Source organism: Novosphingobium sp. (assembly GCF_037133355.1).
GTDB lineage: Bacteria > Pseudomonadota > Alphaproteobacteria > Sphingomonadales > Sphingomonadaceae > Novosphingobium.
This window is the reverse complement of the sequence record NZ_JBAXOI010000002.1, coordinates 140,261-163,707: the sequence shown is the minus strand read 5'-3', so window position 1 is coordinate 163,707 and position 23,447 is coordinate 140,261. Positions and strand designations below refer to the sequence as shown.

The 23,447-nt window shown below is 64.6% G+C and carries 21 protein-coding genes; 12 read left to right on the top strand and 9 right to left on the bottom strand.

The window, feature by feature from the left end; genetic code table 11:
- Window positions 1–17: 17 nt before the first annotated feature.
- The 3 genes from WCL10_RS03015 to WCL10_RS03005 all read right to left on the bottom strand — a co-directional run bounded on the left by WCL10_RS03015 (window position 18) and on the right by WCL10_RS03005 (window position 5,777).
- A complete protein-coding gene (locus WCL10_RS03015) occupies window positions 18–2,528 on the bottom strand; it encodes a TonB-dependent receptor (protein ID WP_336894144.1) in 2,511 nt (836 codons plus the stop codon).
- A gap of 338 nt (window positions 2,529–2,866) precedes the next feature.
- Window positions 2,867–4,441: an aromatic ring-hydroxylating dioxygenase subunit alpha gene (locus tag WCL10_RS03010; RefSeq protein ID WP_336894143.1), complete on the bottom strand. Its 1,575-nt coding sequence runs from the start codon at window positions 4,439–4,441 to the stop codon at window positions 2,867–2,869.
- A 46-nt stretch (window positions 4,442–4,487) separates the two neighbouring features.
- Complete coding sequence (locus tag WCL10_RS03005; protein WP_336894142.1) at window positions 4,488–5,777, bottom strand: MFS transporter; 1,290 nt, start codon at window positions 5,775–5,777, stop codon at window positions 4,488–4,490.
- Between the two features lie 195 nt (window positions 5,778–5,972).
- Here WCL10_RS03005 and WCL10_RS03000 point away from each other — a divergent pair, with 195 nt between their 5' ends.
- The 5 genes from WCL10_RS03000 to WCL10_RS02980 all read left to right on the top strand — a co-directional run bounded on the left by WCL10_RS03000 (window position 5,973) and on the right by WCL10_RS02980 (window position 11,211).
- The gene (locus WCL10_RS03000) at window positions 5,973–6,365 is read left to right on the top strand and encodes an OB-fold domain-containing protein (RefSeq protein WP_336894141.1); all 393 of its coding nucleotides are present in this window, start codon (window positions 5,973–5,975) and stop codon (window positions 6,363–6,365) included.
- Window positions 6,362–7,510 carry a thiolase family protein gene (locus WCL10_RS02995; RefSeq protein WP_336894140.1) on the top strand — a complete coding sequence of 383 codons (1,149 nt, stop codon included), beginning with the start codon at window positions 6,362–6,364 and terminating at the stop codon, window positions 7,508–7,510. Before WCL10_RS03000 ends, WCL10_RS02995 begins: the two co-directional genes overlap by 4 nt.
- Window positions 7,511–7,513: 3 nt before the next feature.
- Window positions 7,514–8,284, top strand: coding sequence for an SDR family oxidoreductase (locus WCL10_RS02990; protein ID WP_336894139.1), 771 nt, complete (start codon window positions 7,514–7,516; stop codon window positions 8,282–8,284).
- Window positions 8,285–8,455: 171 nt separating this feature from the next.
- Complete coding sequence (locus WCL10_RS02985; RefSeq protein WP_336894138.1) at window positions 8,456–9,388, top strand: NmrA family NAD(P)-binding protein; 933 nt, start codon at window positions 8,456–8,458, stop codon at window positions 9,386–9,388.
- Window positions 9,389–9,612: 224 nt separating this feature from the next.
- Entirely contained in the window at window positions 9,613–11,211 is a 1,599-nt protein-coding gene (locus WCL10_RS02980; protein ID WP_336894137.1) for a peptidase S10, read from the top strand.
- 70 nt (window positions 11,212–11,281) lie between these two features.
- Here the strand turns inward: WCL10_RS02980 and WCL10_RS02975 are convergent, their stop codons facing one another.
- From WCL10_RS02975 to WCL10_RS02965, 3 genes are all read right to left on the bottom strand, one after another.
- Complete coding sequence (locus WCL10_RS02975; RefSeq protein WP_336894136.1) at window positions 11,282–12,073, bottom strand: TIM barrel protein; 792 nt, start codon at window positions 12,071–12,073, stop codon at window positions 11,282–11,284.
- Window positions 12,073–12,813 (bottom strand): glucose 1-dehydrogenase, encoded by a 741-nt coding sequence (locus WCL10_RS02970; protein WP_336894368.1) that lies wholly within the window; start codon window positions 12,811–12,813, stop codon window positions 12,073–12,075. The genes WCL10_RS02975 and WCL10_RS02970 overlap by 1 nt, the downstream gene beginning before the upstream one ends.
- A gap of 120 nt (window positions 12,814–12,933) precedes the next feature.
- Window positions 12,934–13,395, bottom strand: coding sequence for a nuclear transport factor 2 family protein (locus WCL10_RS02965; protein WP_336894135.1), 462 nt, complete (start codon window positions 13,393–13,395; stop codon window positions 12,934–12,936).
- An 89-nt stretch (window positions 13,396–13,484) separates the two neighbouring features.
- Between WCL10_RS02965 and WCL10_RS02960 the strand changes: the two genes are divergently transcribed.
- The 6 genes from WCL10_RS02960 to WCL10_RS02935 all read left to right on the top strand — a co-directional run bounded on the left by WCL10_RS02960 (window position 13,485) and on the right by WCL10_RS02935 (window position 20,021).
- Window positions 13,485–14,252, top strand: a complete 768-nt coding sequence (locus WCL10_RS02960; protein WP_336894134.1) for an SDR family oxidoreductase — start codon at window positions 13,485–13,487, stop codon at window positions 14,250–14,252.
- 28 nt (window positions 14,253–14,280) lie between these two features.
- On the top strand, window positions 14,281–15,570 hold the full coding sequence (locus WCL10_RS02955) for an aromatic ring-hydroxylating dioxygenase subunit alpha (protein WP_336894133.1): 1,290 nt from the start codon (window positions 14,281–14,283) through the stop codon (window positions 15,568–15,570).
- The gene (locus WCL10_RS02950; protein WP_336894132.1) at window positions 15,567–16,340 is read left to right on the top strand and encodes an SDR family oxidoreductase; all 774 of its coding nucleotides are present in this window, start codon (window positions 15,567–15,569) and stop codon (window positions 16,338–16,340) included. Before WCL10_RS02955 ends, WCL10_RS02950 begins: the two co-directional genes overlap by 4 nt.
- A 1-nt stretch (window position 16,341) precedes the next feature.
- Complete coding sequence (locus WCL10_RS02945) at window positions 16,342–17,967, top strand: FAD-dependent oxidoreductase (protein ID WP_336894131.1); 1,626 nt, start codon at window positions 16,342–16,344, stop codon at window positions 17,965–17,967.
- A 16-nt stretch (window positions 17,968–17,983) separates the two neighbouring features.
- Window positions 17,984–18,931 carry an NmrA family NAD(P)-binding protein gene (locus tag WCL10_RS02940; protein WP_336894130.1) on the top strand — a complete coding sequence of 316 codons (948 nt, stop codon included), beginning with the start codon at window positions 17,984–17,986 and terminating at the stop codon, window positions 18,929–18,931.
- Between the two features lie 91 nt (window positions 18,932–19,022).
- Complete coding sequence (locus WCL10_RS02935; protein WP_336894129.1) at window positions 19,023–20,021, top strand: NADP-dependent oxidoreductase; 999 nt, start codon at window positions 19,023–19,025, stop codon at window positions 20,019–20,021.
- Between the two features lie 21 nt (window positions 20,022–20,042).
- Here WCL10_RS02935 and WCL10_RS02930 read toward each other — a convergent pair whose 3' ends face one another.
- Entirely contained in the window at window positions 20,043–21,188 is a 1,146-nt protein-coding gene (locus WCL10_RS02930) for a M23 family metallopeptidase (RefSeq protein ID WP_336894128.1), read from the bottom strand.
- Between the two features lie 77 nt (window positions 21,189–21,265).
- Between WCL10_RS02930 and WCL10_RS02925 the strand changes: the two genes are divergently transcribed.
- On the top strand, window positions 21,266–21,595 hold the full coding sequence (locus tag WCL10_RS02925) for a DUF1905 domain-containing protein (protein WP_336894127.1): 330 nt from the start codon (window positions 21,266–21,268) through the stop codon (window positions 21,593–21,595).
- Here the strand turns inward: WCL10_RS02925 and WCL10_RS02920 are convergent.
- Both WCL10_RS02920 and WCL10_RS02915 read right to left on the bottom strand, forming a co-directional pair.
- On the bottom strand, window positions 21,567–22,004 hold the full coding sequence (locus tag WCL10_RS02920) for a nuclear transport factor 2 family protein (RefSeq protein ID WP_336894126.1): 438 nt from the start codon (window positions 22,002–22,004) through the stop codon (window positions 21,567–21,569). The genes WCL10_RS02925 and WCL10_RS02920 overlap by 29 nt on opposite strands.
- A complete protein-coding gene (locus tag WCL10_RS02915) occupies window positions 22,001–23,323 on the bottom strand; it encodes an aromatic ring-hydroxylating dioxygenase subunit alpha (RefSeq protein ID WP_336894125.1) in 1,323 nt (440 codons plus the stop codon). Before WCL10_RS02915 ends, WCL10_RS02920 begins: the two co-directional genes overlap by 4 nt.
- Window positions 23,324–23,447 lie beyond the last annotated feature (124 nt).

Genomic DNA, 23,447 nt, shown 5'->3' with positions numbered 1-23,447 from the left:
TCAGCCGTGGCTGGAAATCAGAACTTCACCGTGCCCTGGATGAAGACCTGTCGGCCGCGGTTGACGGTGAAGACTTCGTCGTCTCCGACCGGGAGACCATTGTTGGCCCCGGCGAGGAACGGACGGCCGCCCGAGGTGTTGACATAGATCTTGTCGGTGATGTTGTTGCCGACGAGCGCCAGCTTCCACTTGCCATCAGGCGCACCGACCGAGATCGAGGCGTCGATAGTGGCATAGGCCGGCTGCTGGTAGTCGGCGACGTTTTCCTGCCTGGTGTAGTACTTGCCGCTGTAGGCGAGGTTGCCCGAGAGGCCGAGTTCCAGCGCGTCGCTGAGCGGCGCGGTGTAGTCGAACGCGATGTTGCCGGCGAACTCCGGTGCACGTGCGGCGCGGCGGCCGTTGATGTTCGGATCGTCGGCCGTGCCGAGCTTGCCGTCCGGGCCGGTGCCGGTGAAGAAGTCCCTGGTGAACTTCGCATCGGTGTAGGCGAGCGAGCCCGAGAACCGCAGGCCGTCAACCGGCGGCCGCCAGCTGAAATCGACGTCGAAGCCCTTGGTGGTCAGCTGGCCGGCGTTGGTGGTGACGAACTGGATCGTCGTCGCGTTGAAGTTCTGCACCTGCAGGTTGTTGAACACGTAGTAGTAGGCTGTCGCGTTCAGCGTGATCGTGCGGTTCGCCAGCTGCGACTTGAAGCCGATTTCGCCGCCCTTGCTGGTTTCCGACTTGAAGATCAGGCCATTGGCGGCTTCCTGGAAGGTCGCGGGATTGAGGAACTTGGCAAGATTGCTCGACGGCAGCGCGCTGTTGTCGATGCCGCCTGACTTATAACCGGTCTTGAACGCGGCATAGACGTTGAAGTCGGGGGTGACCTTATAGCGCAGCGTCACTTCCGGCGACCAGTTGGAATCCTTGAAATTGATCGGAGGGGTGGCGAAGCCGCTGGGCACAAAGCCGAACACGGTCGACAGGAACTGGTGCATGTACGGAATCTTGATCGTGTTGACCTTGTCTTCCTTCGTGTAGCGCACACCGCCGGTCAGCTCGAGCTGTTCGGTGATGTCGTAGCTCGCGCTGCCGAACACCGAGTAGGTATTCGTCTTCGTGCGGTGCTTCTTGAAGTAGTCGAAGGTATTGCCGGTCACCGGATCGGGGAACAGCAGCGAGGCGTTGAAAGCCTGCTGTGAGGTGTCGAACTTGATGACGCGGCTTTCATAGAAGGCGCCCAGCGTGAAATTGAGCGGGCCATCGAAGCTGCTGACCAGGCGCAGTTCCTGCGTGAACTGTGCGGTCTTGTTGACCGGGTCGCTGCCGCCGACGCCTTGCGCTGAACCCACGGTGTTGATGGCATCAAGCGCACCGGCCGAGAACGGTGCGAGTCCCGGAATTCCGGTCGTAACCAGCGGAAGACCAGCGGGACGGAACGCCTTGCCGACGCCGAGATAGCTGTAGGAGTCGAAGTCGATCGCCTTGAGGTTCATGTAACCCGTGGTCGAAACCAGCTTCAGGTTGTCGCCGAGCTTCGCATCCATCTTGAGGCGCGTGAAGAACAAGTCCGTCTGGCCGAAGGGATGGCCGGGGTACTTGCCATTGGCGCCGCCGCTGCCTTCGGGGAACTTGCCCACCAGCGCCGCCGAGGGATCGGAGGTGGTGAAATACTTGTCGAATGGATTGCAGTCCGCGTTCGACGGAATGGCAATCGCGGCGGGCCCGAGGAAGCTGAACAGCACGACCTCATCCGCGCGGCCGTTCTTGCCGCAGGACACGTCGGCGGTGCCGATCGCGCCGTCGTTGGTGTTGCGGGTATAGGTCGCCTTGAGGTTGGCGGTGAAGTCCGTCGTTGGCTCCCACTGCAGCGTTACGCGGCCGACAAAGTCGGTCAGGCCGCGGTTGCGCAGCTTGGCCGGAGTCGTCGGGTTGATCTTCGCGTATTCCTTTACGTCGTTGTACTGACCGGCAACGCGAATGCCGAACGTGTCGCTCAGCGGACCCGAGATGTAGCCACCGACCAGGTAGCCCTTCTCTTCGAATTCATAGGAGCCGGTGGCACCATACTGCCAGGTCTTGGTGGGGTCTGCGGTGCGGATCTGCAGCACGCCCGCCGAAGCGCTCTTGCCGAAGTAGAGCGACTGCGGGCCCTTGAGCACGTCGATCTGCGCGGGATCGGCAAAACCGGCCTGGAGCAGGCGGTTGGTGGAAACCTGCACGCCGTCGAAATCGAGCGCCACGGCGCTGTCGAATGCGGCGGAGATGTTGGACGAGCCAACACCGCGCAAGCTGATCTGCGCGCCTGCACCCGAACCGCCGATCTGCACGTTGAGCGTGGGGATGCGGCTGACGATGTCGGCGGGCTTGGTGACGTTGTACTTGGCGAGCGTGTTGGCGCTGATCGCGGTGATCGTCAGCGGCACGTTCTGAAGCGATTCCGCGTCGCGCCGGGCGAACACGGTGATTTCCTCGGTGGTCGCAGGCGCTTCGGCTGCGGCAGCCGCGTCAGCCGCTGCGGCGCGCGCGATCTGCGGCAATGCCAATGATGTGGCCGCAACGCTCGCGCACAGCGCGACGCGAAATACCGACGCCGAATTCCTCAACCCCATAGCAATCCTCCCAGCTAAGGTCCGCACTTATCTCGTTGTTTTTACGAAATTATTCGCAGACAATCCCGAGAGATAGGCTAGGGGGTGGGGGGCGAACAGCAACTATCAAAATGGTGGGCGCTGTGCCGGTTTTTACGCACGGTGTTGCCGCAAAAACGCACGGATTCCGTGGCGGTTATCGCCGCACCCGGCTGCGGCCGGTGTCACCACCCTGTGTGCCCCCTCCACGGTCCTTCGACGGGCGCAGACTGCGCGGGAGGGGGCCTGGGGGGTCAGCAGCTTTTCGGCGGGGTTTCGCTATCCAGCCAGCGGTTGAGCTTGTTGTGGAAATCGCGGATCTTGCTTTCCTGATAGCTGGCGAAAATCACCTCGCCCTTGGGGTGATTGTGCAGGCCCTTCTGCACGGCGGCGTGGTTGAGCCCGTCCTGATTGAAGATCTTGTTGAGATAGCTGCCAAACTCGGTCGCCTTGGTGTAGTCGTCCTCGAGATCGAGGAAGGTGCACTTGGCGGGCGCCGGGCGCTCCTCGCCATCGGGCACGGGAAGCATGTACATGACTTCGTGCAGCGATTGCTCCGGGTTGTTCCCGTCGGGGCGGAAGCGATAGAAAATCGGGTTGAAGTCTGCCCAGGGGTGCAGGTTGGGGAATACCGAGTAGAAGATCGCGTCGATCATGTCGGCGTCGCTCACCGCATCGATCGCATCACCCCACTGCGAACGCATCAGGTCGCGCCGGTCGCGTGCGGCATCGGCGCGGAAATCCTGTGATGAGGCCCCGGCAAAGCGCGTGGGCATGTTCTCATCGCCGGGCGCGATCTTGCCGGCGATCCAGTTGCACATGTGTGGATCGGCGTTGACGACTTCGCCTTCGAGATGGTTCGCATTCATGTCGAACAGGCCGGTCTTGCCGTCGGGGCGAGTCACCTCGACCCGGTTTTCCTCGATGCGGCGGTAGACGTGGTCGGAAAGCGGATGGCGGAAGCTGGTGAAGGCCTGGCCTTCGGGGAACGCGCTCGGATCGGGCGCATCGAGATCGGTGTGCGCGCTCGGCGGGCCCGATGCGGACATGGCGCGCGAGACGTTGGGCCAGACATCGTACTTCGAGCCCGTATCAAGGAACATCGGCAGGAGTTCGGGATGGGTGCCGACGACGTGGTAGGATTCCATGAAGGCTTCCTGCGCCACTTTCCAGTTGCACGGCAGCCGTTTGACCATGTGCGCGGCCTTGTAACGGGTCTTGAACGGGCGCGAGAAGTGGCGGTCGATATCGCCGAGGAAAGCGGCGAGCGGTTCAGCGTCCGGATCGGGGTTGATGAACACGAAGCCGCCCCAGTGGCCGACCGACACGGCAGGGAGCGCGTATTCCTCTTCGGTCACGCTCGGGAAATCCCAGTGGCTGGGCACTTCCTTGAGCTTGCCATCGAGGTGCCATGACCAGCCATGGAACGGGCAGCGCAGCACCTTGAGGCCCTGCCGGTGCGCCTCGCACAGTTGGCGGCCGCGGTGGAGGCAGGCGTTGGGGAAGGCCTTGACCGCGCCGGGGCCGTCGCCCGGGGCATTGCGCACGACAATGTAGGAGAGGCCGGCGATCTCGTAGACATGAGTGTCGCCGACATTGGGAATATCGTCCTCATGGCAGGCCATCTGCCAGACGCGCTTCCACAGCCGCTCGACCTCGCGCTCGTGCTCTTCCTTGGTCCAGTAGCGGTGGGTGGCGACCTTGGTGACGCCGCCGGGATAGGGCGATTCCTCCATATAGACCGGCGGCGGCGGAACCGTGTCGGCCTTGATCACATCGAGGTAGGTCACGCCGGCTGTACGGTCGTGCCCGGTCTTGGTTTCCACCATTTGTCCGCTCTCCCTTGGACTTATGGCCAGTCCAGTTTGGAGCAGTCTACGCCTGCGAAGAGTCGGGGCCATTCATCATTTTGAGGGGACCGCGCTCAAGGCCGCTCGCCGCGAGGAGGTAGAACACGACCGCGGGGATGGCGAAGGCCGTGCTCACGCCGATCAGCGCCCAGGTGAGCGCCTGGGGCCCGAACGTCGGGGTCAGGCTGGTGCTCGCCAGCCCAATCAGGAACAGCCCGAGGGCCTGCCCGATAAGGTTGTTGAAGATCATCGCGACGGCCATCGCCATCGCGCGCTCGTCGGGCCGCACGGCGAGCTGGATCAGCGAGACAGTCGGCGCCTGCGCGACGAGGAACACGAGGTAGCCGCAGGAGAAGAGCCCGAGGAAGGTCCAGAAGTTCGTGCTGAGCAGGGCGGCCAGGTAGAGCGGCAGGCACGCGAGGGTGGCTATGGCGGGTAGCCACGCGCGCCACCGGGCATCGCGGCGCACCAGCCAGTCGGTGAGGTAGCCGCCAAGCAGCGGGCCCGGAATGCCGCCAAGCACGAAAGCGAGGCCGAGGTAGAAGCCGACATCGGCGGTGGTGACATGAAACCCGCGCAGCATGATCGCCGCCAGCCAGGTGGCAAAGCCGTAGCCGGTGACGATCATGCACCCGAAGGCCATCGAGCCGGCCATGAACACGCGGTTGGCACAGAGCGCGCGAATGCCAACAAGCCACGCGGCAAGCCCTTCGGCGAGGCTGACCTTGGGCGGGATGGGGCGGCCGCCGGGTTCCTTGATGGTGAAAAAGACGAAAAGCGCGAAGAGCATCCCCGGCACGCCGAGCAGAAAGAATGTCATCCGCCAGCCGACCGCATGGGCGAGCACGCCGCCGAGGATCAGGCCTGCAGCGGTGCCGAGGGTCGGGCCGAGGAAATAGATGCCCATGGCGCGGCCAAGCTCATGGCCCTTGAACGTCTGCGTGAGGAGCGAGGTGCCTGCGGGGCCGCTGCCCGATTCGCCGATGCCCACGCCCATGCGTGCGAGGAAGAATGTCCAGAAGCCGGTCGCCGCGCCGCACAGTGCGGTCATCAGGCTCCACGAGGCGATCGAGACCGCAATGATCAGCGGGCGGCTCATCCGGTCGGCCAGCCAGGCGATGGGGAGGCCGCAGACGACGTAGAAAACGGTGAAGGCGAAGCCGGTGATCAGGCCGATCTCGGTGTCCGACAGGGAAAAGGCGCGCTTGATATCCTCGAGCATGATCGAGAGGATCAGCCGGTCGGTTATATTGAGCATGCCGCCGAAGGTGATCACGGCCAGCACGAAATGGCGGTAGTGGCGATGCTCTCCCAAGACGCCCGCTCCTCGTTTTGTCTAGGGCTAGGCATTCCGAGCGCCGGGGGCGACTAACACAAAGGGGGAGACGCTTGCGCCGCTGCCTACCATTTTCAATGATCGTCGCTCCGGGCAATTGGTGCCACGATGCTGGCGACGACGGGACCGATGACCTGCCTTGTGGCAGCGGTCGCCAGACGCAGGAAAGGTATTATGGCGCACCTGCTTGAGCCCATTGCGGCAAATTTGTGGACCAATGACGCCGAGCCGGCACTTATCGGCGGACGCCTGCCTTCGGGCAAGTTCGTGTTCCCGTTCCCCAGCGGCGATGCGGCCGAGGGGGTCGAACCGGTGCGGCTCTCGCGCAAGGGTACGCTGTGGTCGTGGACCCGGCAGGATTTCCAGCCCAAGGAACCCTTCGAGGGGCCCGAGCCGTTCCAGCCTTACCTCCTCGGTTATGTCGAGTTGCCCGGCGAGGTGATCGTCGAGACGCGGATCGTCGAAGCGAAGCTCGAGGATCTGAAGCTTGGCATGCCGATGGAATTCGTGGTCGCGCCGTTTGACGCGACCCGCGCCACTTATGCGTTTCGTCCGGAGAAAGCGTGATGGAAGACGTCTATATCATCGGGGCGGGCATCCACCCCTTCGGCCGCACTGATGGCCGCTCGGGCCGCGATCAGGGCGTTTTTGCCGTGCGTCAGGCGATGGCCGATGCCGGAATCGACTGGACCGATGTGGGCTGCGCCTATGGCGGTTCGGCTGCGGCGGGCAGCGCGGACATCATGGTCAACGAGTTGGGCCTGACGGGCCTGCCGTTCATCAACGTCGCCAACGGCTGTGCCACCGGCGGCTCTGCATTGGCATCGGCGCGCAACGCCATCGCGGCGGGCGAGTTTGACGTGGCGCTCGCAGTGGGCTTCGACAAGCACCCGCGCGGCGCGTTCAATGCCAAGCCAAAGGACTACGGCCTGCCTGAATGGTACGGCCAGACCGGCATGATGCTGACGACGCAGTTCTTCGCCTTGAAGATCCAGCGTTACATGCAGCTTTACGGGATCAGCCGCGAGACGCTTGGCCGTGTGGCGGAGAAGGCTTTCCGCAACGGGGTCCATGCCGATCACGCATGGCGACGCTCGCCGGTCGATCTCGAGACGATCCTCAATGCGCCGATGGTCAACGATCCGCTGACCAAGTACATGTTCTGCTCGCCCGCCGAAGGTGCGGTGGCGCTGATCCTGGCGAGCGGCAAGAAAGTGCGCGAACTGGGCGCTGACGCGATCAAGATCGCCAGTGTTGCGGTGCGCACGCGTCCGCCGGGCTCTTTCGAGGTTTTTGCGCCCTCGGTCGACATCGACAATGGCGGCAAGCCCACGATCCTGGCTTCCAAGGCCGCGTTCGAGCAGGCCGGGATCGGGCCGGAAGACATTTCGGTCGCGCAGCTGCAGGACACCGAATCCGGCGCCGAAATCATGCACATGGCCGAGAACGGCTTCTGCAAGGATGGTGAACAGGAACAGTGGCTGCGCGAGGGCCGCACCGAGATCGGCGGCACCCTGCCGGTCAACACCGACGGCGGCTGCCTTGCCTGCGGCGAGCCGATCGGCGCTTCGGGGCTGCGTCAGGTCTACGAAAACACCGTGCAGCTGCGCGGCCGGGGCGGCGGGCGGCAGGTGCCGGGTTCGCCCATGGCAGCCTACAGCCACGTCTACGGCGCCCCGGGCCTGTCCGGTGTTTGCATTCTGGAGCGCTGATTGATGGGTAAGATGACCGGCAAGGTCGCGCTCATTTCGGGCGGTGCGGAAGGGATCGGCGGCACGGTTGCGGCGCTGTTCGTGGCGGAAGGCGGCAGCGTGATGCTGGGCGATCTGCAGCTGGACAAGGCCAAGGCCCATGCCGCAACGCTGGGGCCGAACGCCGATGCGGTGCAGCTTGATGTGCGCGATCTGGCGCAGTGGGAAGCGGCGGTTGCTGCAACCTTGGCGCGCTTCGGCAAGCTGACGACGCTGTGCAACATTGCCGGCATTTCCGAGCCGGGGAACACCGTCGATGTCGATCTCGACAGCTGGCACCGGCATATCGACATCAACCTGACGGGGTCCTTCTACGGCTGCCGTGCGGCGCTCCCGGCGCTGGCGGCATCGGGCGAGGACGCGACGATCGTCAACATCGGTTCGATGCTCGCGCAGCGCGCGTCGGGCAACATGGCGGCTTATTGCGCCTCGAAGGCGGGCGTCACGCATCTCACCAAGACAGTGGCGCTCGATTGCGCGGAGCGCGGCCTCAAGATCCGCGCCAACGCTGTGCATCCCGGCGCGATTCGCACGCCGATGTACAACCGCTACCTCAATGCAGGCGGGGCGACGCCGGAGCAGATCGAGGCGGTGATGGCTTCCGCGCACCCGATGGGCCGCGTGGGCGAGCCGGACGAAGTGGCGCGGGCCATCCTGTTTCTGAGCTGCGAGGATTCGAGCTTCACCAGCGGCACTGACCTCAATGTCGACGGGGCCAGCGCAATCCGGAGCTGAACAATACCCCGTCACCCCGGACTTGATCCGGGGTCCCGCTTGGACGCGGACGCGACGGGGGAAGGTAGCGGGACCCCGGGTCAAGCCCGGGGTGACGAAGAGAGTTAGAGCACAAGTTTGCCGCACCGGACGAGAGAGCCGGGCAGCTTCACCGAAGAGGAGAGATGCGAAATGGCACTGGTTTCCGTCGTGGGCGCAACCGGCCGGCAAGGGCTGGCTCAGGTGCGCCAGCTTGTCGCCGCAGGGCACTCGGTCCGCGCGCTCTCGCGCAACGAAAAGCCCGATCTCGGGCCGACCAACGCCGATATCGAGACACGGGTGATCGATCTCTATGACCGGTCGACTTACACCAAGGCGCTCGAAGGCTCGGACGCAGTGTTCTACAACCACCCGCTGCAGCTGCGCGATTCCCGCGCCGAACTGGCCGGCTGGATCGGCGAGGCGGCGAAGGAAGTCGACGCCAAGCGCTTTGTCTGGAACACCTCGAGCTGGATCCCGGACAAGCCGGGCGATGCCTTCACTTATGCCGGCAACACGGCGGGCATCAACGCGCTGTTCCGCTCGGGCGTGCCAGCGACGGTGTTCGGCTCGGTGCTGTTCATGGACAACCTGCTCACCAACTGGGCACGCCCGTTCATCATGCACGAGCACCGCTACGTCTATCCGCACAAGCCGACCTTGGGCGCAAACTGGATCAGCCTTGATGACGTCGCCAAGATCATGATCCACGCGATGGACCGGCCGGACATGGAAGGCACCTGGATGAACATCGGCGGGCCGGAGCGCCTGCTGCCGCCGCAGGTCGCGCAGATCCTTTCCGACCACTTCGGCCATACGATCAATTACGATCCCTGCACTCCGGAAGAGTTCGGCGACCTGCTTGTGGGCGCGCTGGGGGATTCGATGGCGGAGGAGGAGCGCAAGCCCTTCTCGGCAGGCATTGCGGCGTTCTACAACTACAACAACAACGCGCCGACCAAGCCCTTCGAAGTGAACACCGAGGCGATGATGGAGCGCCTGCCGGGGATCGAGCTGGAAACGCTGGCGCAGTGGGTCGCGCGGCAGGACTGGTCTGATACGGCGCATCGACCTTCGGCGGGGTAGTTTTCGTCGAAGCGGAGCGTAGCTTGCTCTGGATTGCTTCGTCGCTTCGCTCCTCACAATGACGAACGGGCGGGGCGGTCCCTCCCGCAACTCGTCGTTGCGAGCGGAGCGAAGCAATCCAGAGCGGCTTCGCGCAGCCTCTGGATTGCAATTCGCAAGGCTGGACAATCAACCGGCGCGGTGCGACCAACCGCGACGGTTTTTGTTTGCAAATGAGGCGTTTCATGCGGTTGCTCGGAATTTCGGCACTGGCTCTGGCATTCGGGCTGAGCACGGCAGCGGTGGCGGCGGAAAAGCTGGCGGATGCGGCAAAACCGGTCGGGGTCACGAAGGCCCCGCCATCCGCACTGTTCGAGCCGGAGGAAGTGGCGAGCGAAGGCTCGGTCACCGTGCGGGGCGCACGGATCGACTACAAGGCGGTGGCGGGCACGCTGGTCGTCCATCCCCAGGGTTGGGACGACGCAGCAAAGCCCAAGGCCTCTGCCACGGGCGACGAGGCCCCGGCCGAAGCCTCGATGTTCTACACCGCCTATTTCAAGAAAGGCGCGCTCGCGGCGGATCGCCCGATCATGTTCGTGTTCAACGGCGGGCCGGGGTCGGCCACCGTGTGGCTGCACATGGGCGCGTTCGGGCCGCGGCGTGTGGTGACGGCGGATGACAGCCACACCGCCCCTGCACCCTACAAGGTGGTCGACAATGCGGACAGCCCCCTCGATGTGGCAGACCTCGTGTTCATCGATGCGCCGGGGGCGGGGTTCAGCCGGATTGCGGGAAAAGACAAGGAAAAGGCGTTCTACGGCACCGATCAGGATGTCTATGCCTTTGCCGAGTTCATCAAGCAGTTCCTCAGCAAGTACCAGCGCTGGAATTCGCCGCGCTATCTCTTCGGCGAAAGCTATGGCACGCCCCGCGCGGTTGCGTTGGCGGCAAGGTTGCAATCTTCGGACGCGGTCGATTTCAACGGGATCATGCTGCTTTCGCAGATCCTGAACTACGACTTCAACGCCGACGAGCCGCAGTACAATCCCGGCGTCGATGTCGCCTATGTGGCAGCGCTGCCGACATATGCCGCGACGGCGTGGTACCACAACCGGCTGCCCGGCGGACGTCCGGCCCAGCTGGAGCCGTTCCTGGCCGAAGTGGAGCGCTTTGCCACCGGCGACTATGCGGCGGCGCTTATCAAGGGCAATGACCTGCCCGAAGCCGAACGCAAGGCGATCGCCGAAAAGCTGGCGGGCTATACCGGGCTGACCGCCGACTATCTGCTGCGCTCAAACCTGCGCGTGAATGTGGGGCAGTTCAACCGCAACGTGGCGGACGCGGCAGGGCTGACCGTGGGCCGGCTCGATACCCGCTTTGCCGCGCCAAGCCTCGATGTACTGAGCCGCGAGGCGCAGTACGATCCGCAGTCGAGCGCGATCAGTTCTGCCTATGTCTCGGCGTTCAACGACTATGCGCGCGGGAAGCTCGGTTATGGCGCCGGCAAGGCGTTCAAGCTGTTTGCCGACGTCGGGCAGTGGGATTTGCGCCACAAGCCAACAAACGCGAGCGGTCCGGTCTCGGGCGCTCTCAACGTGCTGCCGGACCTTGCCTATACCTTGAAGACCAATCCGACGCTCAAGGTTCTGGTGCTCGGCGGCTATTACGACACCGCGACACCCTATTTCGAAGGGCGCTTCGAAATGCGGCATCTGCCGGTCCCGGAGAGCCTGCGCGGGAACATTTCCTTCAAGTACTATCCGTCAGGCCACATGGTCTATGCGCACGAGGATTCGCTGCGGGCGCTGCACGATGATGTGGCGGCGTTTGTGAAGGGGCGTTGAGCCTCAAACGGGCTGCCTTTCCCTACAAATTCGTCAATGCGCCCGCCGTGACGATGTTTTGGGGTGGCAGTCAGCCCTGACCCGCCAGCCAGCGCCGCGTCGCAGCCGCCACGGCTTTCGCGCGTTCGCCTGGATCCGGAAAGCCATCCCGCAGCCCCTTTGAGCGCAGTTCGATGCTGAGCGGGATGCCGGGCGGGAGCGCCTTGAACATGTCCGCCAGCGGCAGCGCGCCTTCGCCGCATTGTTCGCGAAGGTCGATGGCGTCTTCGATGATTGCGGCAAAATCGGTCGGATCGGGGCGCTTGGCGGGCGCGTCGCAGAACTGGGCGTAGGGCAGCAACTCGCGCGGCACCTTTGCCAGATCGGCGACCGGGGTCAGCGACCGGTCGACGTGAATCGGGTCGATCAGCAGAGCGCGCAGCGGGTGGCCGACCTGATCCAGCACGCCAAGCGCCATGGCGAGGTTTTTTACCTCGGTGAAGATGCCGAATTCCAGCGCAACCCGCATCCCCGAGCCTTCGGCATGGACGCAAAGCTCATTGAGGTGCGCGGCGGTTGCGGCCATGTCCGGTTCGGAGGAGACGCAGAGCACATTCTTCGCGCCCAGCTCCGCACCCACATCGATCACCTTCTTGTGCAGCCCCATGTCGCTGCCGGGCTGGATCCAGATGACTTCGACATCGAGCAGCGGCAGGCCCGTGTCCGCCAGTGCAGCGCGCGCCTCGTGCGTCAGGGTTTCGGTCCAGGTCGCCGGGTCGACCCATAGGCCGACCTGATCGAAACCGCCGAACGCAGCGGCGCGGATCGTCTCCACGGGTCCGAATTCGGGGACAACGCCCGAGGCGAGGCTGATCGGGTTCATCAGATCGAGCTTCCCCCGTCGATGCGGAATTCGGCGCCGGTGGTGAAGGTCGATTCGTCGGAGGCGAGATAGACCGCGATGGCGGCGATTTCCTCGGGCGTGCCGATGCGGCCGATCGGGTGGACGGCGACCCAGCCGGCGTAGACTTCGTCCGGATTGGGGACCTGCGCGAGGACCTTGTCGAGGATCGGGGTGCGGATCACGCCGGGGTGGATCGAGTTGCAGCGGATGCCATAGCCGCTCTTGCCGCAATGCGCCGCGATCGACTTGGTCATGTGCGCGACGGCGGCCTTGGCGCCGTTGTAGGCGACGAGATCGGCGTTGGCGCGGATGCCCGCAAGCGAGGACATGTTGATGATCGAGCCGCCGTGCTCTTTCATTTTGGCCACCGCATACTTGCAGCCGAGGAACACGCCGACGACGTCGATCTCGAACTCGTGGCGGAACTGGGCGAGCGTGACCTGCTCGATATTGCCCGCGGTGGTGATGCCGGCATTGTTGATCACGCAGTCGAGCGTTTCGATGCCGTCCACGGCGCTGGCCCAATCGGCTTCCTGCGTCACGTCGAGGTGCACGTAGCGTGCATTGTCGCCGAGTTCGGCGGCCAGCGCCTCACCCCCCGCATCGTCGATATCGCCAATCACGACCGACGCCCCTTCGGCGACAAAGCGCTTGGCCATGGCGGCGCCGAGGCCAGAGGAGCCGCCGGTGATAAGGGCGGTCTTGCCGTTCAGTCGCATCAAGTTCTCTCCCAAAAGTTCCTGTTATTCGATTTCAAACCCACTCCCGCTCGTGTCGAGCGAAGTCGAGACACCAGGCGCGAGGTGTCTCGACTTCGCTCGACACGAACGGCGGCAAAGTCAGTTCGCCGGATCGACGCGTTCCCAGTCGTGGTATGCCTGCCGTCGCACGATGATCCAGCGCCCATCGCGCTTTTCGAACCGGTCGCAATAGCGCCCCGCAACGATCCAGTCGGTCGCCTTGCCACCTGTCGGCACCGGCGTGCCTTCCGTGTGGCCAGCCTCGATCAGGTGGTAGGCGACAAAGTTGGCCTCGGTTTCCACGCTCAGGCCATCCTCGGCGAAAGCGAAGTGGACATTGCCGACGGTGTGGTGGGTGGTTGGGATGGTGCTCAGCACAGCGCTGGCCATCCGCACAAAATCATCCGCCGAACCCTCGATGGTCGAGTGCTTGTGGACATGATCATCGGCGAAGCAGGCGCGCACCATCGCCCAGTCGCGCCGATCTATGCCCTTGCAATAGCGGTGGAGCAGATCGCGGATCTCCTCGCGTGCCAGGAGCTCGTCTGTCGTCAGCGCCACGGCCTCACCCCTCTCTTTTGCTAGTAACGTCTGCCTAGCATCCGGGGTGAATTGGTGGGAACTTGCATAATTGAGAGGAACACAGCGAGATGGGCAGGCTTGCAGGAAAAGTGGCGATCATCACCGGCGCGGCCAAGGGCCTCGGCGAGGCCGATGCGCGCATGTTCGTCCGCGAAGGCGCGCGGGTGATCCTGACCGATGTGGACCGTGAAAACGGCGAGCGCGTCGCGGGCGAACTGGGCGAGATGGCCGAGTTTCAGTATCTCGATGTGCGCCACGATGCAGAATGGAAGGCGCTGGTCGACGATGTCGTCGCGCGGCACGGCAAGCTCGACATTCTGGTCAACAATGCGGGCGTCGTCGAGCTCGGCGATATCGAGACCCAGACCGAGAAGGACTATCGCTTCATCATGGCGGTGAGCGCCGACGGCACCTGGTTCGGCTGCCAGCATGCGGTGCGGGTGATGAAGGAGACGGGCGGCGGCTCGATCGTCAACATGGCCTCGATCGCTTCGGTTCAGGGCGAAAGCGCGGTGGCGGCCTATTGCGCAGCGAAAGGCGCGGTAGAGGGGCTGACCCGCGCGGTTGCGGTGCACTGCGCCAAGAGCGGTTACAACATCCGCTGCAATTCGATCCATCCGGCCGGTATCTTGACCCCGATGGTGATCGAAGTGGGGCGGCAGGCCGCGCTGATGCGTGATCCCGAGGTCGTGAGCGGCGGACCGCTGGTCAAGCTCGGCGAGCCCGACGACATTGCCTACACGGTGGTGTTCCTCGCCTCTGACGAGAGCAAGTTCATCAACGGCGCCGCGATCCGCGTGGACGACGCAAGATCGGTGATTGCGGGGAACCCCTGAACGCCTGCGAAATGGAAAGGATCGGCAGATGATGAATCAGCAGACGGTCGATACGATCAAGCAGCTGATGGAATGGGAAGCGGCCCGCACGGCGCCGCCCGAAGGCTTCCCGCATCTGCCGGACATGCCTGCCGGGCGCTATACGAGCCAGGAATATTACGACCTCGAGCAGCAGTACATCTGGAAGAAGAGCTGGCTGTTTGCCGCGCACCTCGATGAAGTGCCCGAGCCGGGCTGCTTCATGCAGTGGGACAATGCCGGGCAGCCGCTGATCATCGTCCACGGCATGGATGGGGTGGTGCGCGCGTTCTACAACACCTGCCGCCACCGCGGCGCACCGGTGGTCACCGTGCAGCGCGGGCGCAGTGCCCGATTGATGTGCGGCTATCACAACTGGACCTACAAGACGGACGGCGAGCTGATCGGCGTGCCCGAGGCACAGGATTTCACTGGCCTCGACAAGTCATGCCGCAGCCTGATTTCGGTGCGCTGCGAGATGTACGGCAAGCTGATCTACGTGAACCTCGACGACAATGCGATGTCCCTGCGCGAGTGGATGGGGCCGATCTGGGACGAGTGGGAAGAGTTCGCGTTCGACAAGGTGAAGCTCGCCGCGCGCCAGTCATTTGATCTCAAGTGCAACTGGAAGGTCGCGATGGAGGCCAACATGGAAGTCTACCATGTGCCCTTCATCCACCCCGAAACGGTTGCGCCGCTGGTCGATGCGAAGCGCAATGTGAACACGATGTACGGCAACGGCCACGCCCGGATGATCGCGCCGGCGCCGAAAAACACCAACCGTGCGCACGTGCGCGCGATCGACAACCCGCCCGAATGGAAGTCGATCGAGACGGTGGGTGAACTGGGCCGGACCACCACGCAGAGCTACACGATGTTCCCCAACTGGGTCTCGCCGCTCTCCAACTTCTTCATTCCGCCGCTGATCTTCTGGCCGACTTCGCTGAACACGACGCGGCTCGAGCTCATCACCATGGCGCTCGACTGGGGTGACGGGCCGGTGCCGGACTTGTGGACCGTGCCCGATGGCAAGGGCGGCCGCGACATGAGCCCGATCATCCAGGAAGACACCCAGTTCGGCGAGGCGATCCAGAAATCGATGGAAAGCGACGGGTTCAAGTCCGTGCCGCTGAGCTATCAGGAAGCGCGCATCTACAGCTTTCACCAGACCTGCGACAAGATGATCGGGCTGGATCGGGTGCCCTCGCATCTCGCGGTGGAGCAGGTCATCGGCAAGGAGTGGGTCTATCCGAATGACCCGCGTGTTGCGCAAATGGAACGGCAGGTCGAAAACGCATGAGCATACTTGATGGGTTCCGCATCGACGGACAGGTTGCTGTCGTCACCGGCGCGGGCAAGGGCATTGGCCGGGCCATCGCGATTGCGCTTGCCGAGGCGGGAGCGGATGTGGCGCTGGGTGCGCGCACGGCGGCAGATATCGAGGCGGTGGCCGAGGAAATCCGGGCGCGCGGGCGGCGCGCTTTAGCGGTGCCGACCGACGCGACGTCGATGGCGGCGCTCGAAAATCTCGCCGCGCGGGCAGCGGCGGAACTCGGGCCAATCGGCATCTGGGTGAGCAATGCCGGCGGCATTCCCGATGGCAATCCGCGCTATCTTACCAAGACCACCGAGGAAAGCTGGGACGCGCAAGTCGATCTCAATCTCAAGGCGGTGTGGATGGGCGCGGTCGTGGCGGCCAAGGCCATGGGCGAGGCGGGCGGTGTGATCCTCAACACTTCCTCGCGCGCGGCGTTCGGGCCGCAAGTGAAGAACGGACCCTATGCCGCCGCCAAGGCCGGGGTGAACAGCCTGACGCAGACGCTTTCGCGCGAACTGGCGCCGAAGATCCGTGTCAATGCCGTGGCGCCCGGGCCGATCCCGACCGAGAATTTCAACGCTTGCATGCGCACCGAGGACGAGGCCCGGCGCGAGGCACTGCGCGAGATGATCGCCATTCCGCTCCAGCGCTATGGCCGCGAGGAGGATATTGCGGCGGCGGCGCTCTATCTGGTTTCGCCGGCTTCGGGCTGGGTGACGGGGCAGTGCCTGTTCGTGGCCGGGGGCCTTTGAGGTGAGCGAAGCCACCGATGTTCTGATCATCGGCGCGGGCGCGGCGGGTATGTCGGCGGCGCTCGCTGCCCATGCGGCGGGCGCTTCGGTCACGATCGTCGAGAAGGGCGAGCGGCTGGGCGGCACTGCGGCGGTGTCGGGCGGGATCATCTGGGCGGCGAACAACCCGCGCATGCAAGCGGCAGGCATGGCGGACAGCGAGGAAGATGCGCTCGCCTATTTCGGCAGCCTCGACCACGGCGAGATGGACGCCGATGTGCTTGGTGCATTCGTTCGCGAGGCACCGCAGGCGCTGGGCTTTCTGGAGGAAGCGGGCGCGCTCGAGGTCAGCATCCTGCCGGGCTATCCGGACTATTACCTCGACCGGCCCGGCGCCAAGGCCGAAGGCGGGCGGGCGCTCGACAACGAGTTGTTCGATTTCACCACACTTGGGCCCTGGGCGGAGAAGGTGTTCAGCGACGGCGTGATCCAGCGGATGATGCTGCGCGAAACGCCGCTGGGCGGAAGCAGCGGGTTTGTCGATCCGGCGGAACTCAAGCGGCGGGCGGAGGCCGATCTGCGCGGGTTCGGGCAGGCGATGGTGGGGCGGTTGCTGGCCGCCTGCCTTGCGCGGGGGATCGAGCCGCAGCTGGGCCTCCGGGCCGAGCGCCTGCTCGTGGAGGAGGGCCGGGTTGTCGGCGCGGAGTTTTCCGGCGCAGATGGGAAGCGCAGCATAACCGCAGCACGCGGAGTCATTCTCGCGACCGGCGGGTTCGAGTGGAACCAGAGCCTCAAAAAGACCTTCCTGCGCGGGCCGCTCGATATGCCGGCCTCACCGCCGGCGAACACCGGCGACGGGCTGAAGCTGGCCATGTCTGTCGGCGCGGGGCTGGGCAACATGACCAGTGCGTGGTGGGTGCCGACACTGTCTATCGGCGGCGCGCAGTGGCCGGGCGGCGAGCAGCGTGCGGCGCCGGTGCTGATCGAGCGCACCCTGCCGCACAGCCTGCTTGTAAACCGGGCGGGCCGGCGGTTCTGCAACGAGGCAAACAACTATTCCTCGCTGGCGGGCGCGTTCCACCAGTTCGATCCGGCGACTTACGACTATCCCAACAATCCCGCGTGGCTGGTGTTTGATGCGCAATATCGCGCGCGCTATCCGGTCGGCCCGGTGATGCCGTTCGATACGCTGCCCGACTGGGTGTTCGTCGGCGATACACTGGAGGAGCTTGCCGCCAAGATCGATGTGGATGCTGCGCAATTGCTGCAGACCGTCGAGCGCTTCAACGCCCATGCCGAAAGCGCCGAGGACCCGGATTTCGGGCGCGGGGGGAGCGCGTACGATCACTTCTACGGTGATCGTTCACGGCCCGGGGCGGCAGCGACTTTGGGGCCGCTCAGCCAGGGGCCGTTCCACGCGGTGCAGCTGAAGCTCGGCGCGCTCGGCACCAATGGCGGGGCGCGGACCAATGCGAGCGCGCAAGTGCTGGATGTGGAAGGCGAGCCGATCCCCGGACTTTACGGCGCGGGCAACGTCATCGCCTGCCCGACGGGCAGCGTCTATGCCGGGGCGGGCGGCACTTTGGGGCCGGCGCTCACGTTCGGCTGCATTGCGGGGCGCGCGGCCGCGCGGCTGGCCAACCAGTAGGGAAGGATTTTCGACGATGCGCATTCTGGTTCTGGGCGCGACAGGCGACCAGGGACACCCGCTGCTGACCCGCCTGAACGCGGCGGGCATGACCCCGGTTGCGGCGCTGCGCAACCCTGCAGCGCTGGCTGGCACGGAGTTCGCAGGCGTCGAGACGGTGGCCGCGGATATCTACGACGAGGCCTCGATGATCGCTGCGGCGGCGGGTATGGACGCGATTGCCGCACACTTGCCCTTCGTTTTTGACCGCGAATTGGCGCGCAAAATGGGCGCGAACATCGCGGCGGCTGGCCGGGCCAATGGTGTGAAGCGGATCGTGTTTCACACCAGCTGCCATATTGCCGAAGAGGATATCGGCAGTCCGGCAATGGACGGTCGGCGCGACATCATCGCGGCCATAGCGGCGAGTGGATGCGAGTGGGCGATCATCGAATCGCGCGTGTTCATGGACAACATGATCCGCAGCTGGAACAAGCCGGGGATCGTGAACAAGGGCATCTTCGCCTATCCGGCCAAGCCCGACCTCAAGATCTCCTGGATCTGCCTGGATGACGTGGCGGCCTTCATGGTCGAGGCGCTCGCCAACCCCGACTTGCCGAGCGGGCGCTACCGCGTTGGCGGGCCGGAGGCATTGGTGGGCGACGAAGTGGCGGCCATCCTGAGCGAAGTTTCAGGCAAGGCGATCACGTTCAAGAGCCTGACGCCCGACGACTTCGCCTCGGCGATGAGCCTGCTGGTAACGGGCTCGCCAGAAGTGAAGCCGCTTTCGATCTACGACGGCATGGCCGCGTTCTATCGGTGGTACAACGCGCAGGCACAGTCACCGCTGGTTGTTTCGCCCGAGGAGATGGCGCTGCATTTCAAGCACAAGCCGGCGAGCCTGGCCGAATGGGCGGCGCGGCAGGACTGGAACGATCCGCGCGATCCGGCGCTTGCCACGCGCATGGCGGGCATGGCGCGCTGATGCCCTTTGGGGCTCATTCAATTCGGTAGGTCCGCGCGAGGTGCGCTGCGGCTAGTCTTGCCTTCGAAACAACGCTTCTGGGAGACCACGTGTGACTGAAACCCGCCAATGGCTGCTCAATGGACACCCACGCGGCCGCCCCATCAATGATGACGACCTCAAGCTGGTGGCGACGACCCTGCCCGAGCCCGGGCCGGGCCAGATGCTGCTGAAGACGCTCTACCTTGGGTTCGATCCGGCGCAGAAGGGCTGGATGGAAAACATCGCCGACTACGTCGCGCCGATGGCGATTGGCGATGTCATGCGCGGTTCGGGGATCGTCGAGGTCGTGGCAAGCAATGGCGGCAAGTTCCCGGTGGGCACGGTGCTGTCGGGCTCGATCTGCTGGAGCGAATACCTGGTCCATGACGGCGAGGGCCTGATCGCGGCGATGCCTGAACTGCCGCCGACGGCCATGCTCTCGATCCTCGGCACCACGGGCGTGACCGCGTATTGCGGCCTGTTCAAGGTGGGTGAGCCGGTGGCGGGCGACACGGTCGTGGTCTCGGGCGCGGCGGGGGCCACGGGCTCGATCGTCGGCCAGTTGGCCAAGATTGCAGGCTGCACCGTGATCGGCATCGCAGGCGGTCCGGAAAAGTGCGAGTGGCTGGTGAAGGAAGCCGGCTACGACCACGCCATCGACTACAAGGCGGGGCCGGTGCGCGCGCAGTTGAAGCAATTGGCGCCGAACGGGATCAACGTGATCTTCGACAATGTCGGCGGCAAGATCCTCAACGACATGCTGGCCTGCATCGCAACGAACGCCCGCGTGGTCATCTGCGGCGGCATCAGCCGCTACGAGACGGGAAATCTGCCTGCCGGCCCCGAAAACTACTTCAACCTCGTGTTCCGCCGTGCGCGCATGCAGGGCTTTATCGTGCTCGACTGGGCCAGCGAGTTCCCCGAGATCCGCCGCCGCCTGGTCAAGTGGGTGAACGAGGGCAAGCTCGCCTACCGCGAAGACGTGCAGCACGGCTTCGAGAATGCACCCGCGACCTTGCAGCGGCTGTTTTCGGGATCGAACAAGGGCAAGCAATTGCTGCAGCTCTGACGCTGCAGCAATTCGCCAGCTTCACGGGAAGCTGACGACAGCCCGATCCTCCGGGAACTCCCCGCGATGCCCCACGCTTTCGGTGCCGGCAGGCTGCCACGGCTTGCCGGTATCGAGCGCGGTGAGATCGGGGAGGACACCCGTCTGGGTAAACGCGGTAAGCTCGTAGGGGATGCCTTCCGCGCCCAGCGGCGAATTGGCGTCCATCAGCTGGAAGTGCAGGTGCGGCGCATCGGAATTGCCCGAGTTGCCAAGCCGGGCCAGCACTTGACCGGCCTCGACCCTGTCACCGACCGCCACCTTTATGCTGCCCGGTTGCAAGTGCGCGTAGAGCGCAAACCGCCCGCCGCCCAGGTCGAGCACGATCGCGTTGCCGGTGATGCTCTCCAGCGTGACCGTGCGTTCGCTTTGCGGGTTGTTGCCGGCATTGTCGGGCAGATCGGCCTTGATGTGCGAGACGACACCGCTCGCAACCGCGATCACGTCCGCGCCGTAGCCCGGAAAATTGGCGTTGGCCGAGGCGTCCTTGCGAAAGAAACGGCCGTCGGGCCCGAGCAGGACCCAATCGATGGCGAACCGCTGTGCCAGATGTTCGCGGCCATCGACCGCATTGAACGAGCGGCGATGGTCGGCTGCGAATAGTCCGTTGGCAGCGACCCAGCGGCCGCCCCGCAGCGGCGGAGCGATCCGGAGCGGGGATGGCTGGATATCGACGCCGACGCCTTCGACGGTCCGCTCGATCAATTTGCCGTCGCCGATCTTCACCGAGAACAGCAGGCGGTGGCGGAGGCTCCGGGGCGCAGCAACACCGGGTGCAAGCGTCAGGTCGATGAAGGCGACGGCGGTGCGGCCGCCTTCAAGCATTTGCACGCTGTCCGCCGCCGCCTCCGGTCCGACCGGCATCAGCATGGCCTTCAGCTCCGCGCCGCGCCAGCTCGCCAGCGTGGTTTCGCCATCGACGACTTCGATACCCGCAAGCTCGATTGCGCCAGGATAGAAGTTGGTCATGTGCAGTTCGTAGACCAGCCGCGTGCGGCCACCAGCCTGGACCGGCGAAGGCTCCTTGGGCACAATTACGTTCACTGGAAAGCCCGAATGAGTCTGCGCAGCGGCGGCGAAGGGCAGCAATGAGGCCGCGAGGACCAGCAGGTGAGTGGTGATGCGCATGCAGCATGTTCGCACAATCGGAAGGCCGGTCAATGCTGGACGCTTTCGATCGCGGTGCACCGTGATAGGCTTGAGCCATGGCCGTCGACCAATCGCCCCTCGCTGAAATCGCCTTTGCCGGAACGGTGATCGAATGGCGCGGGCCGGCGCCGTTCCTCTTCGTTGCTGTGCCGGACGAACTGGTCGGCGAACTGCGCTATGCGGCCCGTGAGGCAAGCTACGGCTGGGGCGTGGTGCCGGTTTCCGCCGCGATCAGCGGTGCCGCCTTCACCACATCGCTGTTCCCGCGCGATGGCGGCTATCTGTTGCCGGTGAAAGTGGCGGTGCGCAAGGCAGCAGGGGTGGGGCTGGGCGACCGGGTGCAGGTGCGCATCACTGTCAGCGTGCGTTGTCCAGTGTCCCGCTGAGCGGCATGAGGAAATCCATGCTGTAGCGCGTGGCCTTCCAGCCGGCGGGGGTGCGCAGAAGATCGAAATAATAGCGCCCTTGCGCGGATACGCGGCTGCCATCCTTGCCGACGCCCATGCCATTCACATAGGCGCGGGCCGACGCGGCATTGCCGTCGTAGGCGGTAATCGCGAAGTTGCTCAGATAGTGGGCCTGATGTGCCATGTTCGCAAAGACGGTATCGCAGAAGGCACGGATCTCGCCATGCCCGTGCAGCGTGTGCAGGCCGATCCCGGACAGATCGTAGACCGCATCCTCGGTGAACAGGGCAAGCACGGCCGCGGGATCGCCCATCGTGTCGATCGCGTGGGCATAGGCCACCATGAGGTCTTCGATCGCAAGCCGATCCTCGACCGGGATCGCCGTCACGCGCGCTGGCCGGTGACGTAGTCGGTCAGCAGTTCGTGGAAGCGCTGCACGCGCTTTTCCTGACCCGGCAGGATGAAGCCCTTGAAGCCGCGCGAATTGAGACCCTGCTGCTGGGTCGTGCCGATCGAGAGGTCCTGATCCGCGACGAAGCCGAGCGAGACGCCGTCGCCATAGACCGAATGGTGGCGGACCGCATCATGGCGCAGCGGAGCGGGGCCGACCGGGGTCTCGACTTCGGCCATGCCCTCGGCTGGGGGATAGAGGCACCAGTGCTGGAAAATGCACTGCTCGGGGTCGGTCGGGTGCGGCTCGGTGCGCAGGATCTGGCACTGCTCGGGCGACATGGTGATGGTGAGATTGGGGAACAGCGTGCAGTGGAAATAGTCGACCAGTTGCTGGTCGGTCATCCCGCTGTAGTCATAGCCGCGCGACGCGCCGTGCTCGCGCTTGGCCTTGATCACCGCCTCGCGGATATCGCCGGTGCGGCCGCGGTATGCGATCGGATCGATGCCCCAGGCCTGCGCCGCCTCGTAAAGCCCCGGAGGCACGTCGCCGCTGACGTAGTCCTTGCGGGTGGTGGCCTGATGGCCGACCATCCACATCGAATTGTGGCCGCTGGGATACATCTCGAACAAGGTTGTCGGCAGACCGTCATTGATGAATGTCGCCAGTTCCGGGTGGATCGTCGGGAGGTGATAGCTCTCGTTGAAATTGTCGCGGATGATCTTCCAGTTGAACCGGCAATCGGCCGAGACGTTGAGCACGCGCACCCAGTTGTCGAGCTTGTAGCCCGCAAGCCGCTCGGGCAGCGGGGCGAGCCAGTCGAGCAGCGGCGGAACGTCGTCATCCATGCACCAGAACACGAACGGGCCCCAGGTCTGGCAGCGCAGCTCGCTCAGGCGCACCTTGCCGCAGGGGCTTCCCCCGGCGAAGTCGTCCGGGTCCTGAACGTGAACGAGCGTGCCATCGGGATCGAACTGCCAGCCATGATAGCCGCAGGTGATGCGCGGGGCCCCGCCCACATCGCCCACGATCAGGCGGTTCCCGCGGTGCGGGCAGGTGTTGTAGAACGCCTTGATCGTGCCGTCCGCCTGGCGGACCATGATCACTGATTCCTTGCCGAAATTGTGGCGGATGACGTCGCCTTCCTCCTCCAGGTCGGCAAGCACACCTCCCAGATGCCAGACCTTGGGCCAGAGGTTCCGGTTCTCGAGGTCCATCCACTCGCGGGTGATGTAGCGATCGGCCGTGATCGTGTCGCCGCGCACGGCCACGTCGAATTCCGGTGAATAGCGGGAAATGGGTTGCTCGGCGGTCATGCGGCACGTTCCCCTGATTGGTCCGTCTGGCCGGTTCGCGGACGCGGCCAGGAGCCAGTCACGCAAAAATCGACAATGTTGCCGGTTTACTGGCTTTCCCCCTATAACGGAAACTGGAACTTTG